Origin of the sequence: Psychrobacillus sp. BL-248-WT-3 (assembly GCF_012843435.1) — a bacterium.
Lineage (GTDB): Bacteria > Bacillota > Bacilli > Bacillales_A > Planococcaceae > Psychrobacillus.
Genome location: NZ_JABAFC010000001.1, coordinates 39,962 through 54,931 on the forward strand (window position 1 = coordinate 39,962; position 14,970 = coordinate 54,931).

Genomic DNA, 14,970 nt, shown 5'->3' on the forward strand with positions numbered 1-14,970 from the left:
AAAAGGGTGGACTGAGTATTCTCATTCCATCCTTTTTCTTTTTGTTGAGCATCATGTATAATAAGGGAGAATAAAGGGGGAAAGCCCGTGGAAAACAAATCAAAAAAAGAGATAATGTTTGATCAGATGAAAAACAAAAAAAAAGAAGTAAAACTTGTTAGAAAAATAGTAATGATAATAGCATTAGTTCTGTTGGTCGTTATTGCTATAGCTGGATTCACTGGTTATAACTATGTAAAAGGTGCTCTTTCACCAATGGATCCTGACTCTACTGAGAAAGTGACAGTTGAAATTCCAATTGGCTCAGGTATCGATAGCATATCTTCGACCCTTGAAAAAAATGGAATAATTAAAAACGCAAAGATTTTTAAATACTATGTTAAGTTTAATAACCAATCTGATTTTCAAGCAGGTACATATGATTTGTCTAAGGATATGACTTTAGATGAAATTATCGAAAGTCTTAAAACTGGTAAAATTTACAGGGAACCACTACTAACCTTAACCATTCCAGAAGGATTGACTCTAGAGCAAATTGGAGATGTAGTGGAGAAGAAGACTGGAAATTCTTCCAAGGAATTCTTTGAACTAGTTACTAACGCTGAATTTGTTGATCGCATGATGAGTAAGTACCCTACATTGTTAACAGAAGAAATTAAAGGGGAAAATATCCGTTACGCATTAGAGGGTTATTTATATCCATCGACATATCCATTTTACGAGGAAAATCCGACAAATGAAGAAATAGCAGAAATGTTATTGGCTCAAACGGACAAAGCATTGGCACCTTATTATGAATTGCTACAAGCAGAAGAAAAGTCTGTTCATTGGCTTTTAACCTTTGCTTCCTTATTGGAAGAAGAGGCAACTGCTCAAACAGACCGTGAAAAAATAGCTAGTGTCTTTTTCAACCGTTTAGAAATTGATATGCCATTACAAACCGACCCGACTGTACTTTATGCTTTAGGAAGCCATAAAGATCGTGTATTATTTGAGGACTTAGAAATTGATAATCCATATAATACTTACCAAAACAAAGGATTACCACCAGGTCCGATTGCAAATGCAGGGAAAATGTCTATAGAGGCAACATTAGATCCAGAAAAGACAGAATACTTCTATTTCCTAGCTGATAAAGAAGGAAAAAATCATTTTTCTAAGACATATGATGAACATCTTCAAAAAATAGACGAACATTTAAAATAATTAGCATGCAGGAGAAGGAAGGTTATCGCTTTCCTTCTCCTGCTATGTTATTATAAGATGGGTTTTTTACGTATCAGGTTATATTTGTCTGTTGATTATCCTTGTACTTAGGAGTAGAATTTCGGGAAGCAGAGATATCTCCAGTTTACATAACGAAATAACCTTGCATCTAAAAGGAGTTAAGCTATGAACATCAGTGAAGATTTTATGAAAAATCTAATTAAGCCAAGAGAACCTATCTTTATTGAAATGGAGAGCTATGCAAAAGAAAACCATGTACCAATTATGCAACTGTCGGGAATGGAAGTATTGCTACAGTTACTCTCTTTACAGAAGCCAACCTCTATTTTAGAACTTGGAACAGCAATCGGTTATTCTTCTATGCGCATGGCCGACAAACTAGATGCTTCTATTGTCACAGTAGAGCGTGATGAGCAAAAAGCGATGTTAGCTAAGGAATATATTAACCGAGCCAACTTGGAGGAACGCATCAGAGTTATTATTGGAGACGCCTTAGAGTTAGACGAGGATACTTTGAATAATCAAAGATTTGATGCTATTTTTATTGATGCTGCAAAAGGACAATATAAAAAATTCTTTGAAAAGTACGCACCTTTGTTAAACGATAGGGGCGTTATTTACTGTGATAATATATTGTTAAACGGTCTCTCCGAGCTTCCAATAGAAGAGGTTCCAAGAAGGAAAAGAACCATGGTGCGAAACCAGCATCAGTTTATGGAATGGTTAATGCAGCATCCAGACTATGACACAGCATTCTTTTCTGTGGGAGACGGAATGCTAGTAAGTATAAAGAGGTGACAAGCATGAAAAAAGCAGAATTACTAGTGACACCTAAAAATGTAGAGCACATTCGAGAGCTTATACAGGCGGGTGCAGATGCTTTTTTAGTAGGCGAACAGTATTTTGGGTTAAGGCTAGCAGGAGAATTTACACTAGATGATATTCAAGCAGCGACAAAGCTAGTAAAAGAACATAATAAAAAAATTTACGTTGCCATGAACGGCATTTTTCACAATGACAAAGTAGATGAACTTGGCCCTTATATGCAGAAAATACAAGAAATTGGTGTAGATGCAATTGTATTTGGTGACCCGGCGGTAATTATTGCTAGGAGAGAGGCGAGAGTTACACTACCTCTTCATTGGAATACTGAACAAACAGCTACTAATTACTTTACAGCAAACTATTGGGGAAAACGTGGTTCTACAAGAGCTGTTTTAGCTCGTGAGCTTAGCTTAGAAGAAGTGATAGATATAAAAGAAAATGCAGAAGTCGAAGTAGAGGCACAGGTGCACGGAATGACGTGTATGTTCCAGTCTAAGCGATCTTTAATCGGCAACTATTTTCTTTTTCAAGATAAAGCAATGGAAGTGGAAAACCGCTCTCAAAATAAAAATATGTTTTTACATGATAAAGAGCGATCGAATAAGTACCCTATCTTCGAGGATCAAAATGGAACCCATATTTTTAGTCCGAATGATATTTGTATGATTGATGAGTTAGATGAGTTTTTAGATGCAGGAGTGGATAGCTTAAAGATTGATGGCATTCTCCATGAAACGTCATATGTAACGGAAGTCACTAGCTACTATCGTCAGGCAATTGATGCATACTATGAATCACGTTCAGCCTATAAAGAGATTAAAAAGGAACTATTTAAGAAAATTGAAGCTATTCAACCTCCACTTAGACCCTTGGATACCGGATTCTATTTTAAAGAAACAGTATACTAATTGCGTAGCTCTTAGCTGAAATTATTTTCGGTTCAGAAAGGACAGAATTCATGTGATAAACACGAAAATAGATGAAATAAGTGAATTAGTCGACGGCAAACGTGTCATTACGAAAAAGCCTGAGTTATTGGCTCCGGCCGGTAGTCTAGAAAAATTAAAAATTGCTGTTCATTATGGTGCAGATGCAGTATTTATAGGTGGTAGAGAGTTTGGCTTACGTTCAAACGCAGGTAATTTCTCCATTGATGAAATGCGTGAGGGTGTCGAGTTTGCCAATCGATACGGAGCAAAAATTTATGTTACAACTAATATCTTTGCTCATAACGAAAATATGGACGGGCTAGAGGAGTATTTAAAGTCAATAGAGGCTGCAGGAGTAACTGGAATTATAGTTGCAGATCCTTTAATTATAGAAACCTGTAGGGAGGCAGCTCCTAAGCTAGAAATTCATCTAAGTACTCAACAATCCCTTTCTAACTGGAAAGCAGTCCAATATTGGAAGGAAGAAGGCTTACACCGAGTTGTTTTAGCTCGAGAAACAAGCGGTGAAGAAATAAAGCTAATGAAAGAAAAAGTGGATATAGAGATTGAGACATTTATCCATGGAGCTATGTGTATAGCATATAGCGGTAGATGTACACTCTCTAATCATATGACTGCTCGCGATTCTAACCGCGGTGGTTGCTGCCAATCATGCCGATGGGACTACGATCTCTACGAAGCAAGCTCTAATGGAGAAGAGAAAGCATTATTTGAAGAAGAAGATACTCCTTTTGCTATGAGTCCAAAAGATTTGAAGCTAGTTGAATCTATTCCTAAAATGATTGAAATGGGAATTGATTCTCTAAAAGTAGAAGGTCGTATGAAATCTATTCACTATATAGCTACAGTTATTAGTGTATATCGTAAAGTCATCGATGCTTATTGTGCGGACCCAGAAAACTTTGTTATGAAGCAGGAATGGTTGGAAGAGCTTGAAAAGTGTGCAAACCGAGAAGCAGACACAGCATTCTTTGAGGGTGAGCCTGGTGTTGAACAACAAATGTATGGCGTTCATGACAAAAAACTGGGATACGACTTTGTTGGGCTAGTTCTAGACTATAACGATGAAACACAAGTAGTAACATTACAACAGAGAAACTACTTCAAGCCAGGAGATGAGGTAGAATTCTTTGGACCCGAAATCGACAACGTTCGATTGGTAATTGGTGAACTTAAAAATGAAAAGGGAAAAGTTCTAGATGCAGCAAGACATCCCTTAGAAATAGTTCAATTTACATGTCCGACTAAATTATATCCAAACAACATGATGAGAAAGGGGTTAAACTAATGGCTAAACGTACTCCGCTTATCATAGGCATCACTGGTGGTTCCGGTTCAGGAAAGACCAGCGTTACCCAAGCAATTAGTGAAGTTTTTAAAGACCATTCTGTAGTAGTTATTGAACAAGATTATTATTATAAAGACCAAAGCCATTTAGCTTTTGAAGAAAGATTGAATACAAATTACGATCATCCCTTTGCTTTTGACAATGACCTACTTATTCAGCATGTAAATGATTTGCTGAACGACAAAGCAATTAAAAAACCAATTTATGATTATGCACAACACACGCGTTCAAGTGAAACAGTCCTGATCCAACCAAAGGATGTAATTATTTTAGAAGGTATCCTAGTGCTAGAGGACGAGCGTTTAAGAAACCTCATGGATATAAAATTATTTGTAGATACAGACTCGGATTTACGTATTATTCGAAGAATTTTACGTGATATTCATGAGAGGGGCCGTACGGTAGAATCTGTAGTAGAACAATATTTAACAGTCGTTCGCCCAATGCATAATCAGTTTATAGAGCCTACTAAAAGATACGCAGATGTAATTATTCCTGAAGGCGGTCAAAATGAGGTAGCAATCGATTTAATGGTTACAAAAATAAAAACTATTCTTGAAACTAATGCTATTGTATAATATGATGATGAAAGATTTACAAATATTTCATTAAATTCATATCATTTTAACTCGAAGCATATGAATAGGAAATATGTGTTTATAAAGAGGGATTTTAAAGGAGTGTATGGAAGTGTCAACTGAGAAACAATTTCCGATGACTGTAGCAGGTAAACGTAAACTAGAAGAAGAATTAGAAGTATTAAAAACTGTAAAACGTAAAGAAGTCGTAGAACGTATTAAAATCGCTCGTAGCTTCGGTGATTTGTCGGAGAATTCGGAGTATGATTCTGCTAAGGAAGACCAAGCTTTTGTTGAAGGAAGAATCTCTACAATTGAATCCATGATTCGAAATGCTGTGATTATCGAAGAGGAAGATAATAATGACGTTGTCTCTTTAGGTAAAACAGTGACATTTGTTGAAATTCCAGATGGAGATGAAGAAAGCTACACTATCGTTGGATCTGCTGAAGCTGATCCTTTAGAAGGGCTTATCTAAACGATTCTCCTATTGCTAAAGGCTTACTTGGAAAGACAACCGGAGATAAAGTGAAAATCCTTACTCCAGGCGGAGAAATGGATGTAGAAATTATTTCTATTTCTTAAGACGGACAATATATTTTCAAAAATGAGGAGTAAACATTTATATGTTTGCTCCTCATTTTAAATTTACAAAGAATTTAAGTATAAATAGTTAAGACCTTTGTCATATTGTTTATTCTTTTTATAACTGTAATGTATTTTTGATATTCCTAAGGATATAAGTGGATGGATTCACTCTTTCTTCTATGCATATTAATGATAGGGCAGAAATGCTATAAAATCCTGAGGACATGTGCTAGGGGAAGGTAATATCTTAGCTCATATGCTCTCATGAAAACGTCCGCTGTAGTGGAAAAAAACTATTATCGTAGATATTAATTTTGTATCATTCTCTTTTTATCCCTATGATATAATATTTGGAAGAAAAATGAGACTTGCTAAAAGCATTTATATGTATTAAATTAGTTAGCACCTAAAGTTTTGAAACTTAGTTTCTATTATCACGTCTATTATTTATAGTTCTCTATCTTTTAAAAGGAGGAAGAGTATGTCAGAACAAAATCAAAAAATTAACTCACGTTTAAACAAAAATAATCGCAAGAAAAAAACTAATACAATACTGAATGTCTTAATTGGAGTAGTACTTCTGTTAATCATTATTGTAGTTGTTAATTTAGTGACAGGTGATAAAGAGGAAAAAGATATTGCCCAAGAACCAAAAGAAACTGAATCCGTTTCAGAGAGTAGTGAAGTCGAAGAAGAGGAATCAGAAGACGTTGAATTGACTACTGAGGAAATAGCCGAAGAGGACGAACAAAACGAAACAGCCAATGAAGAAAATGATTCGACCACAGAGTCAGGCTCTTCTTCTAACGACTCAAATGAAATTATAGAAGAATCCGATGATCCAAATGTGGAGGCTGTTGTAGTAGACCCTTCGTGGGAACCAATAGGGACAGCTCAAGTAGGAGAACATGTCTCTAGCTATACGAAGGAAACAGTAGATTGGGAAGAGAAGGTTGACGCATTAGCTTACGCGGCAAACTTAGACCCATCTAATATGATTGTCCATTTTCTAGGTAATGGTGGAAGTCCACAAAAGTCTATAGGAACTGTTACTTCTAAAGATGGAAAAGAAATCTATCGTATATCCTTAGAATGGGTCGACGGTCAAGGATGGAAGCCAACCAAAAAAGAAAAGCTGTTATCAGCAAAATAAATATACAATGTGGGAGCGGTACTTGACTAAAGTGCCGCTCTCCTTTACTTTAAAAGAAGTACTTTTAGAGAGGGGTTTTTAATAATGAAGATTGCCGTAATTGGAGCAATGGAAGAAGAAGTAGAATTATTAAGAAATGCGGTTGAAAATGCAAAGACTATAGAAATTGCAAATAGTGAGTTTACAACTGGTACATATAAAAGCCATGAAATAATCCTGTTGAAAAGTGGAATTGGCAAAGTAAATGCAGCCATGTCTACTGCTATTCTTTTAAATGAGTATAAACCAGATTATGTCATTAATACAGGGTCTGCTGGCGGATATGATCCTCAGCTAGAAGTAGGAGCAATTGTTATTTCAGATGAAGTAAGACATCATGACGTAGATGTAACTGCATTTGGATATGAGATGGGACAGGTTCCTCAAATGCCACCTGCATTTAAATCCGACGAGCGTTTAATGAAGCTTGCAGAAGATGCGGTAAATGAAATTGGTGAGCATCAGGCCTCAACAGGCTTAATTGCTACTGGTGATACCTTTATGCATAATCCAGAACGAGTAGAACTAGTTCGCAGTTATTTTCCTTCTATGAAAGCTTGTGAAATGGAAGCTGCTGCCGTCGCGCAGGTTTGTCATCAATTTTCAGTACCATTTGTAGTTATTCGTGCTCTTTCCGATATTGCAGGAAAAGAATCCTCGATTAGCTTTGATGAGTTTCTGCCAGTTGCAGCTAAGCATTCCACACAAATAGTGCTTCGTGTAATTGAAAACATTTAGTTGTCATTAATTGGACAAACTATAGCATAGAATGCATGTAATCAGTATTTCCTATATGTGCTATGATGAAAGTATTAAAAGCTTTCCACAATAGTCTAGGAGGAGATCTGATGGTTTTTATCATGGCTATGTCTGTTTTGGTTACAGCTGTATTAGCATTTGTAATGATTGCCGAAACAAGTGAAGATTAATTTTCTCTAGCTCTCTTGGTGTTTGATCCATCAAGAGAGTTTTTTTCATGGATGTAATACTGATAGAGCTTAACAAGCGCACGCTTTTCAATACGAGAAACATAGCTTCTTGAAATTTTTAATTGCTTAGAAATTTCTTTTTGAGTCATTGGCTCATGGCCCAATAATCCATATCTTCGAACGATGATATCTAGCTCTCGTTTCTCGAGTTGGGATAGGTGTTTATATAAACGATTGGTATCTTCTTCTTCCACTAGCTGTTCGTCCGAGCTTTTATCTAGCCCTTGTAGTAAATCGGTGATTTCTAAAGAATGTCCATCTTTATCCATTCCAATAGGTTCATGTAAAGAAATATCCTTTTGAACTTTTTTTAATGAACGCAAATACATAAGAATTTCATTTTCGATACAACGAGCAGCATATGTTGCTAATTTTGTTTTTTTGGTAGGTGTATAGCTATTAACAGCTTTCATCAGCCCAATTGTTCCAATTGATATATAGTCATCTAAAAGCTCATGCTTCGGGTGAAATTTCTTAACTACGTGTGCAACAAGCCGCATATTACGTTCGATAAGTTCATCTCTTGCTGTGAGGTCTCCATCTAGAAAACGTTGAATCATTACTTGTTCTTCCTCCGGAGAAAGGGGCTGATGGAACGCCTGCCCTTTTAAATAACCAAGCACAAGTGGCAAATCGATGACCATGTTTATAAATGCGGTTAGAAGACCGGAAATTATGTTCACCTCCATCTAGTTATACTTTCAATATATGTGGAATTACGACAAAATATGAAAAAAACGACTGCATTTGCAGTCGCCTTTTAAGAAATATATAATTGCTTAAAGCATATCAGACCTTTTTTAAAGTAAAAGTACTAATCATTAATAATGCAAGAATAATAAATAAAAACATGTACGTAACTGGCGGAACAAAATTAATAGCGAAGTATGATAATGTTAAAATTACTCCGGCAACCGTAATTGGTAGTCCTGTAAAAAATCCATTTGACTCAGAAATATTAAAGCGGGCTAATCTAAATGCGCCACAAGCTATATATATAACAGTAATAATCATTCCTGCAATACTAAATTCCTGTAAAACTAAGGAGTACATTAAAAGAGCAGGTGCAATTCCGAATGATATAATATCACTCATCGAATCTAATTGTTTACCAAGCTCTGACTCTAAGTTGAATCTTCTGGCAACCATGCCATCAAAACGATCTAACAAGCCTGCTATAAATATAAATAACACGCTAAACGTGTAGTATTCATTTACTGTAGCCATAATTGCTGCTCCACCGAATGCTAAATTACCAATTGTTATCATATTAGCAGCCTGCGTTTTTAGTTTTTTTATTGTTTGAGTCATAGCATTTTGTAAATACATTGCAAATCACTCCTTTACAAATAACATATTTGTTCATTATACTTCGAGTAAACAAAAATTGTAAGTAAATTTTTATAGGGAGACTAAGAAATGAAAGAAAAAATATATCAATCTATGATTGAGCTAACCAATGGTAGGTGGTCATCATCATTAATCAAAGGCTTTGCTCAGTCTAATCTCAGTAAGAAAATAATACCTGCCTATATGAAACATTTTAATATAGATCCTTCTGAAATGCCATGTCATCTCCATGAATTTTCTACATTGCATGATTTTTTTGTTCGCCCATTAAAACAAAATAGTAGAAATATAGACCCTGCTGTCAACGGAATTATAAGTCCAGTAGATGCAACTATTGAAACTTTCGGGGATATAACGTATGATGGAATTTTTCATGTAAAAGGAAAACCATACACGCTATATGATATGCTCGGCTCCGACAAAATAGGTAAAGAATATGAAAAAGGTAAATTTATCATTTTATATTTAAGCCCGGCGGAATATCACCGAATCCACTCTCCAATTGATGGGAAGGTCACTCGGCAGTATGTGCTAGGAAAGAAATCCTATCCAGTGAACAAATGGGGACTAGCTTATGGTAAAGAAACAATTAGTGGCAACTATCGGCTATTAACAGAGCTTTTGATGCCTAATGATAAGCGTTGTTTTCATATTAAGGTGGGGGCAATGTTCGTGAATTCCATTGAACTCACTAACAGGGAGTTAGAATGGAAAAAGGGAGAAGAGGTAGGTTACTTTTCTTTCGGTTCAACAGTAGTTTTGTTATTTGAAGAAGACAGTATAGAGTTTTCAAGAGAAATAACTCCTGGAAAGTTTATTCGAATGGGTGAGAGACTCGCAAATATGCTATAATCGTTAAAGAAAAAGTGTCGAAGTGGAGTGTTTGTCTTTGTATTCAAATTTTATACCAAGTGAATTTGTTAGAAGTGTCTTTCATATAACACCGGAAATGTTAAAGGAAAAGGGCGTAAAGGCAATTATTACAGATTTGGATAATACATTAGTTGAATGGGATCGACCAGATGCAACCCCTAAGCTAATAGAATGGTTCACTAATATGAAAGAAGCAGGTATTCAAGTAACCATTGTATCCAATAACAATGAATTACGTGTTAAGTCATTTGCAGATCCATTAGGGATTCCTTTTATATATAAAGCAAAAAAGCCTTTAGGAAAGGCTTTTCGTCATGCTCTTAGTATAATGTCCGTTAAAAAAGAGGAAGTTGTAGTTATTGGTGATCAGCTATTAACGGATGTCTTTGGCGGAAATAGACAAAAGCTCCATACCATTCTAGTAATACCTGTCGCAAAATCAGATGGTTTCGTGACGAAGTTCAATCGTATGGTGGAGAGAAGAATTTTTAGTTACTTGGACAAAAAAGGACAAGTTACATGGGAGGAAGAAGCGTGACAGAAGCACCAAAATGTATAGGTTGTGGAACAGTAATCCAAACCGAGGTAGTTGGAGATCCAGGATATGCTCCTGTTTCTTCGTTAGAAAAAGAGGACATTATTTGCCAGCGTTGTTTTCGTTTAAAAAATTACAATGAGTTGCAGCCGGTATCTTTAACCGATGATGATTTCTTAAAAATCTTAAATGGTTTAGGAACAAAAAAAGGACTAATTGTGAAGATTGTAGATATTTTTGATTTTAACGGAAGCTGGCTACCCGGCCTACACCGATTTGTTGGTAACAATCCGATACTATTAGTAGCAAACAAAGCAGATTTACTGCCGAAATCAGTGAAGAAAAACAAAGTAATCAATTGGATGAAGCAAGAAGCAAAAAAACTTGGCCTATCACCAATTGATGTTCTATTTGTCAGTGCACATAAAGGTACTGGTATGCCAGAAGCTATGGAGGCCATAGAGCATTATCGCAAAGGTGAAAATGTTTACGTAGTAGGCTGTACCAATGTTGGTAAATCTACATTTATAAACAGGATTATTAAACAGGCTACCGGTGTAGAAGCAGTTATCACTACTTCTCATTTTCCTGGGACAACCTTAGACATGATTGAGATACCTTTAGACGATAAAAAAGCTCTATATGATACTCCAGGAATCATCAATCATCATCAAATGGCCCATTTCTTAGATCCATCGGAGCTAAAATATATCACACCTAAAAAAGAAGTGAAGCCAAAGGTTTTCCAACTAAATAGTGAGCAAACTCTCTATCTTGGAGGACTTTCTCGATTTGATTTTATAAAGGGCGAACGATCTGCCTTTACTTGTCATATAGCAAACGATATTCCAATTCATCGTACGAAGCTTGAGAATGCTGATACTTTATGGCAAGAGCATCGCGGTCAATTGTTGTCACCGCCTTCTGAGAAATTTATAGACCTATTACCACCTTTAGTAAGACATGAATTTAAGATAAAAGATGATAAAACGGATATCGTATTTTCAGGACTTGGTTGGATTACCGTGCAAAAAGGCGGAGTTGTGATAGCAGCACATGCTCCTGCCGGTGTAGAGATTTCTATTCGTCCATCTCTTATTTAGGGGGAAGTAAGTTTGAAAAAATGGTTTGCAGTCATAGGTGATCCAATTGCCCATTCATTATCACCTTATATGCATGATGCTTGGCTACAGGAGCAAAATATCAATGCAAGCTACATTCCTATTCATGTGAAGGATGGGAAGCTAGAGGACGCTATCGAAGGTTTAAAGCTTCTGGGGTGTAGTGGATGGAATGTAACGGTACCATATAAAGAAGCCATCATTCCTTTTTTGGACCGCCTGGATGAATCAGCTGCCAAAATTGGAGCTGTAAATACAGTCGTCAAAACCGATGAAGGGGAATTCGTGGGCTATAATACGGATGGATTAGGGTTTATCCGTTCGCTTGGAGTAACTGACCAATCCAATAAAATATTGATGCTCGGTGCAGGCGGGGCAGCTAGAGGAATTATATTTGCCTTTAAGCAGCTGGGATATAAAAATCTATCCGTTGCAAATCGGACATTAGAAAATGCAAAAAAACTTGTAGATGAGCTTCAATTTGGTCAAGCAATTACATACCTAGAGGCAGAGGAACAATTACAATCGTTTGATGTCGTTGTTCAAACAACTCCTCTTGGTATGAAAAGTAAGAGTAAAGAGCTTCCTATTCAACTAAAAGGTATTAAAGAGTATACAATTGTTGCGGATATTGTATATAATCCTTTAGTTACCCCTTTTTTAGAGGAAGCAGAAAAGTACAATGTTCGAACAATTAACGGTTTAGGTATGCTTGTCCATCAAGGTGCCTTAGCTTTTTCATATTGGAACGGAAGTTATCCGAATACAGATGATATGATTCAACGATTGACAGAGCAATTAGGAGGATAATTATGTTAACAGGTAAACAAAAAAGGTTTTTACGTAGTCAAGCTCACCATTTGTCACCAATATTTCAAGTAGGTAAAGGTGGCGTTAATGATGCAATGACTAAGCAAATTAGCGAAGCGTTGGAAGTACGTGAATTGATCAAGATCAGTATTTTACAAAACTGTGAGGATGAAAAGCACGAGGTGGCAGAAGCACTTGCAAAAGGCACTAGAGCAGAGCTTGTCCAGTTAATCGGTTTAACGGTTGTTTTGTACAAGCAGTCTAAAAACAACAAACGAATTGAGCTTCCAAAAGTGAATCGTGCATGACAAAAAAAGTAGGGATATTGGGGGGGACTTTTAACCCTCCACATATTGGCCACTTAATCATTGCAAATGAAGTGTATCATGCACTTCATTTAGATGAAGTAAGACTGATGCCGAATGCTATTCCTCCACATAAATCAAAGGATACAAGAGTTACTTCCGAACAGCGATTAGAAATGCTAAAGCTTGCTATTGAACAGGTGCCATATATGGCTATTGAAACGATTGAGCTTATTCGAGGGGGAACCTCATATACTGTTGATACGATGCAACTATTAACAGAACAAGAAGCAGACACCGAGTTTTATTTCATTATTGGCGGAGACCAGGTAGAGTATTTATCTAAATGGCACCGTATTGACGATCTTTTAAAATTAGTGCGTTTGGTTGGTGTTGCAAGACCAAATACCTCTATCGTGTCTGCATATCCTATTATTACCTTAGATATTCCCCAAATCGATATTTCTTCTACTGTCATACGGGAACGACTGAAGAATGGAGAAACAACAAAATTTCTAATTCCTGCTCAGGTTAGAGAATACATTCAAAAGGAGAATCTGTATGAAATTTGAATCTATGCTTCTTCAAATGAAAGACAGAATGCCAGAGCGCCGTTTTATCCATACGAGAGGTGTAGCCGAGACAGCTACACAGCTTGCAGCTAAATACGGTGAGGATATAGAAAAAGCTGAAATTGCTGGCATATTACATGACAGTGTAAAATATGCAGAAAAGTCCTGGCTGAAAGAAATAATTATCTCAGAGCAAATGGACCCGATGCTTTTAAATTTTCACCATGAATTATGGCATGCTCCTGTGGGAAGCTATGTAGCAAGGCAGGAGTTTAATATTGAAGACGCGGATATTCTTAATGCTATTCAGTATCATACGACGGGCCGGGCAGGGATGTCTAACTTAGAAAAAATCGTCTATATTGCAGATATGATTGAACCTAGTAGAAGTTTCCCTGGAGTAGAAGTATTAAGGGAAATTGCAAATCAAGATTTAGAAGAAGGGATGCTTAGTTGCGTCCAGCACAGCATGACATTTTTGATCAAAAAAAGACAGCCGGTTTTTCCGGATTCATTTCATTGTTATAATGACTTGATACAAAAGAGAGGAAAAGTGAAAGAATGACTTCAAACAAATCATTAGTAGAAATAGCTTATAAAGCGGCAGACGACAAAAGAGCGGAGGATATTGTAATTTTAAATATGCAAGGCGTATCTTTACTTGCGGATTACTTTCTAATTTGTCACGCTAACTCAGATCGTCAAGTTCAAGCGATTGCAAAGGAACTGTTTGAACAAGCAGATAAAGCTGGATTCAATGTAAAACGTATGGAAGGCTTCGATGAGGCTCGTTGGATATTAGTTGATATGGGAGATGTGGTAGCACACGTATTCCATAAAGATGAGCGCTCTTATTATAACCTAGAACGTCTATGGGGCGATGCTCCAATGATTGAAGTAGGACATGACGCATAATGTCTACTTACGACCAGTTCGCCTTCATCTACGATTCGTTGATGTCAGATATACCATATGATAAATATGCAGAATGGGTGCTGGCTAAAGCACCTATTTTTAAAAATAAACGTTTAATGGACATAGGCTGTGGCACAGGTGTACTAAGTGTCAGCTTTGCAAAAGCTGGATATGAAGTAATCGGCATTGATTTATCTGAGTCAATGCTGACAGTTGCCCAAAGTAGAAGCACCGAGCAAAATACAGATATAACGTTTTTGTGCCAGTCTATGACCGATATCGATGGAGTTTCCGATTTAGACGTTGCAGTGATAGCGATAGATTCATTAAACTATCTGGAAACTTTAGAAGAGGTAGAACAAACCTTTCTACAGGTCTATTCTGCATTGAATGAAGAAGGTCAGTTATTCTTTGACATTCACTCGGAATATAAAATGAATCATATCTTTCGTGATGGACCATTTACATATGAAGATGAGCGGGTAGCTTATATATGGAACACGGAGCAAGGAGAAGAAGAACATTCTATTTACCACGATATTACTTTCTTCGTCCGTGATGCTGCATCAGGCTATTACGAAAGATTTGAGGAATCCCATTATCAAAGAAGTTTTCCTCTTGAAGTTTATATAAAACTTTTAGAGCGTGTAGGATTTTCGCAAGTTTATACGGAAACAAATATTTTTGACGAACAGCCCACCGATGAAATTGAAAGATATTTTATACGTGCAGTGAAATAACTCTTTTCAAGAAGAGGTAAATTTGGTATATTTTGTACATCTCCATATCATT

The 14,970-nt window shown here is 36.5% G+C and carries 18 protein-coding genes and 1 pseudogene; 17 read left to right on the forward strand and 2 right to left on the reverse strand.

The window, feature by feature from the left end; translation table 11 throughout:
- Positions 1–87: 87 nt before the first annotated feature.
- From mltG to mtnN, 8 genes and pseudogenes are all read left to right on the forward strand, one after another.
- A complete protein-coding gene (mltG, locus tag HF876_RS00180; protein ID WP_169358026.1) occupies positions 88–1,206 on the forward strand; it encodes an endolytic transglycosylase MltG in 1,119 nt (372 codons plus the stop codon).
- A 186-nt stretch (positions 1,207–1,392) separates the two neighbouring features.
- Positions 1,393–2,025 (forward strand): O-methyltransferase, encoded by a 633-nt coding sequence (locus tag HF876_RS00185; protein WP_169358027.1) that lies wholly within the window; start codon positions 1,393–1,395, stop codon positions 2,023–2,025.
- Positions 2,026–2,030: 5 nt separating this feature from the next.
- On the forward strand, positions 2,031–2,960 hold the full coding sequence (locus tag HF876_RS00190) for a peptidase U32 family protein (protein WP_169358028.1): 930 nt from the start codon (positions 2,031–2,033) through the stop codon (positions 2,958–2,960).
- 55 nt (positions 2,961–3,015) lie between these two features.
- Positions 3,016–4,290, forward strand: coding sequence for a peptidase U32 family protein (locus tag HF876_RS00195; protein WP_169358307.1), 1,275 nt, complete (start codon positions 3,016–3,018; stop codon positions 4,288–4,290).
- The gene (gene udk, locus HF876_RS00200; RefSeq protein WP_169358029.1) at positions 4,290–4,928 is read left to right on the forward strand and encodes a uridine kinase; all 639 of its coding nucleotides are present in this window, start codon (positions 4,290–4,292) and stop codon (positions 4,926–4,928) included. Before HF876_RS00195 ends, udk begins: the two co-directional genes overlap by 1 nt.
- 112 nt (positions 4,929–5,040) lie before the next feature.
- A pseudogene (gene greA / locus HF876_RS00205) lies at positions 5,041–5,513 on the forward strand (transcription elongation factor GreA).
- Positions 5,514–5,997: 484 nt separating this feature from the next.
- Positions 5,998–6,669, forward strand: coding sequence for a YrrS family protein (locus tag HF876_RS00210; RefSeq protein ID WP_169358030.1), 672 nt, complete (start codon positions 5,998–6,000; stop codon positions 6,667–6,669).
- Between the two features lie 84 nt (positions 6,670–6,753).
- On the forward strand, positions 6,754–7,446 hold the full coding sequence (mtnN, locus tag HF876_RS00215) for a 5'-methylthioadenosine/S-adenosylhomocysteine nucleosidase (RefSeq protein WP_169358031.1): 693 nt from the start codon (positions 6,754–6,756) through the stop codon (positions 7,444–7,446).
- A gap of 187 nt (positions 7,447–7,633) precedes the next feature.
- On the opposite strand, the gene sigK is transcribed toward mtnN, so the two are convergent.
- The gene (sigK, locus tag HF876_RS00220) at positions 7,634–8,371 is read right to left on the reverse strand and encodes an RNA polymerase sporulation sigma factor SigK (RefSeq protein WP_169358308.1); all 738 of its coding nucleotides are present in this window, start codon (positions 8,369–8,371) and stop codon (positions 7,634–7,636) included.
- A 115-nt stretch (positions 8,372–8,486) separates the two neighbouring features.
- Positions 8,487–9,026, reverse strand: a complete 540-nt coding sequence (gene pssA, locus HF876_RS00225; RefSeq protein WP_169358032.1) for a CDP-diacylglycerol--serine O-phosphatidyltransferase — start codon at positions 9,024–9,026, stop codon at positions 8,487–8,489.
- A 90-nt stretch (positions 9,027–9,116) separates the two neighbouring features.
- Between pssA and HF876_RS00230 the strand changes: the two genes are divergently transcribed.
- The 9 genes from HF876_RS00230 to HF876_RS00270 are packed head-to-tail and all read left to right on the forward strand — an operon-like array spanning position 9,117 to position 14,918.
- The gene (locus HF876_RS00230) at positions 9,117–9,899 is read left to right on the forward strand and encodes a phosphatidylserine decarboxylase (protein WP_169358033.1); all 783 of its coding nucleotides are present in this window, start codon (positions 9,117–9,119) and stop codon (positions 9,897–9,899) included.
- A 37-nt stretch (positions 9,900–9,936) separates the two neighbouring features.
- Positions 9,937–10,458 carry a YqeG family HAD IIIA-type phosphatase gene (locus HF876_RS00235; protein ID WP_169358034.1) on the forward strand — a complete coding sequence of 174 codons (522 nt, stop codon included), beginning with the start codon at positions 9,937–9,939 and terminating at the stop codon, positions 10,456–10,458.
- Entirely contained in the window at positions 10,455–11,558 is a 1,104-nt protein-coding gene (gene yqeH, locus HF876_RS00240; RefSeq protein WP_169358035.1) for a ribosome biogenesis GTPase YqeH, read from the forward strand. Before HF876_RS00235 ends, yqeH begins: the two co-directional genes overlap by 4 nt.
- 12 nt (positions 11,559–11,570) lie before the next feature.
- Positions 11,571–12,386 carry a shikimate dehydrogenase gene (gene aroE, locus HF876_RS00245; protein WP_169358036.1) on the forward strand — a complete coding sequence of 272 codons (816 nt, stop codon included), beginning with the start codon at positions 11,571–11,573 and terminating at the stop codon, positions 12,384–12,386.
- A 2-nt stretch (positions 12,387–12,388) separates the two neighbouring features.
- Entirely contained in the window at positions 12,389–12,694 is a 306-nt protein-coding gene (gene yhbY, locus HF876_RS00250; protein WP_169358037.1) for a ribosome assembly RNA-binding protein YhbY, read from the forward strand.
- Complete coding sequence (locus HF876_RS00255) at positions 12,691–13,263, forward strand: nicotinate-nucleotide adenylyltransferase (protein WP_169358038.1); 573 nt, start codon at positions 12,691–12,693, stop codon at positions 13,261–13,263. The genes yhbY and HF876_RS00255 overlap by 4 nt, the downstream gene beginning before the upstream one ends.
- Complete coding sequence (yqeK, locus tag HF876_RS00260) at positions 13,253–13,828, forward strand: bis(5'-nucleosyl)-tetraphosphatase (symmetrical) YqeK (RefSeq protein WP_169358039.1); 576 nt, start codon at positions 13,253–13,255, stop codon at positions 13,826–13,828. Before HF876_RS00255 ends, yqeK begins: the two co-directional genes overlap by 11 nt.
- Positions 13,825–14,178, forward strand: coding sequence for a ribosome silencing factor (gene rsfS, locus HF876_RS00265; RefSeq protein WP_169358040.1), 354 nt, complete (start codon positions 13,825–13,827; stop codon positions 14,176–14,178). The genes yqeK and rsfS overlap by 4 nt, the downstream gene beginning before the upstream one ends.
- Positions 14,178–14,918, forward strand: coding sequence for a class I SAM-dependent DNA methyltransferase (locus HF876_RS00270; protein ID WP_169358041.1), 741 nt, complete (start codon positions 14,178–14,180; stop codon positions 14,916–14,918). The genes rsfS and HF876_RS00270 overlap by 1 nt, the downstream gene beginning before the upstream one ends.
- Positions 14,919–14,970 lie beyond the last annotated feature (52 nt).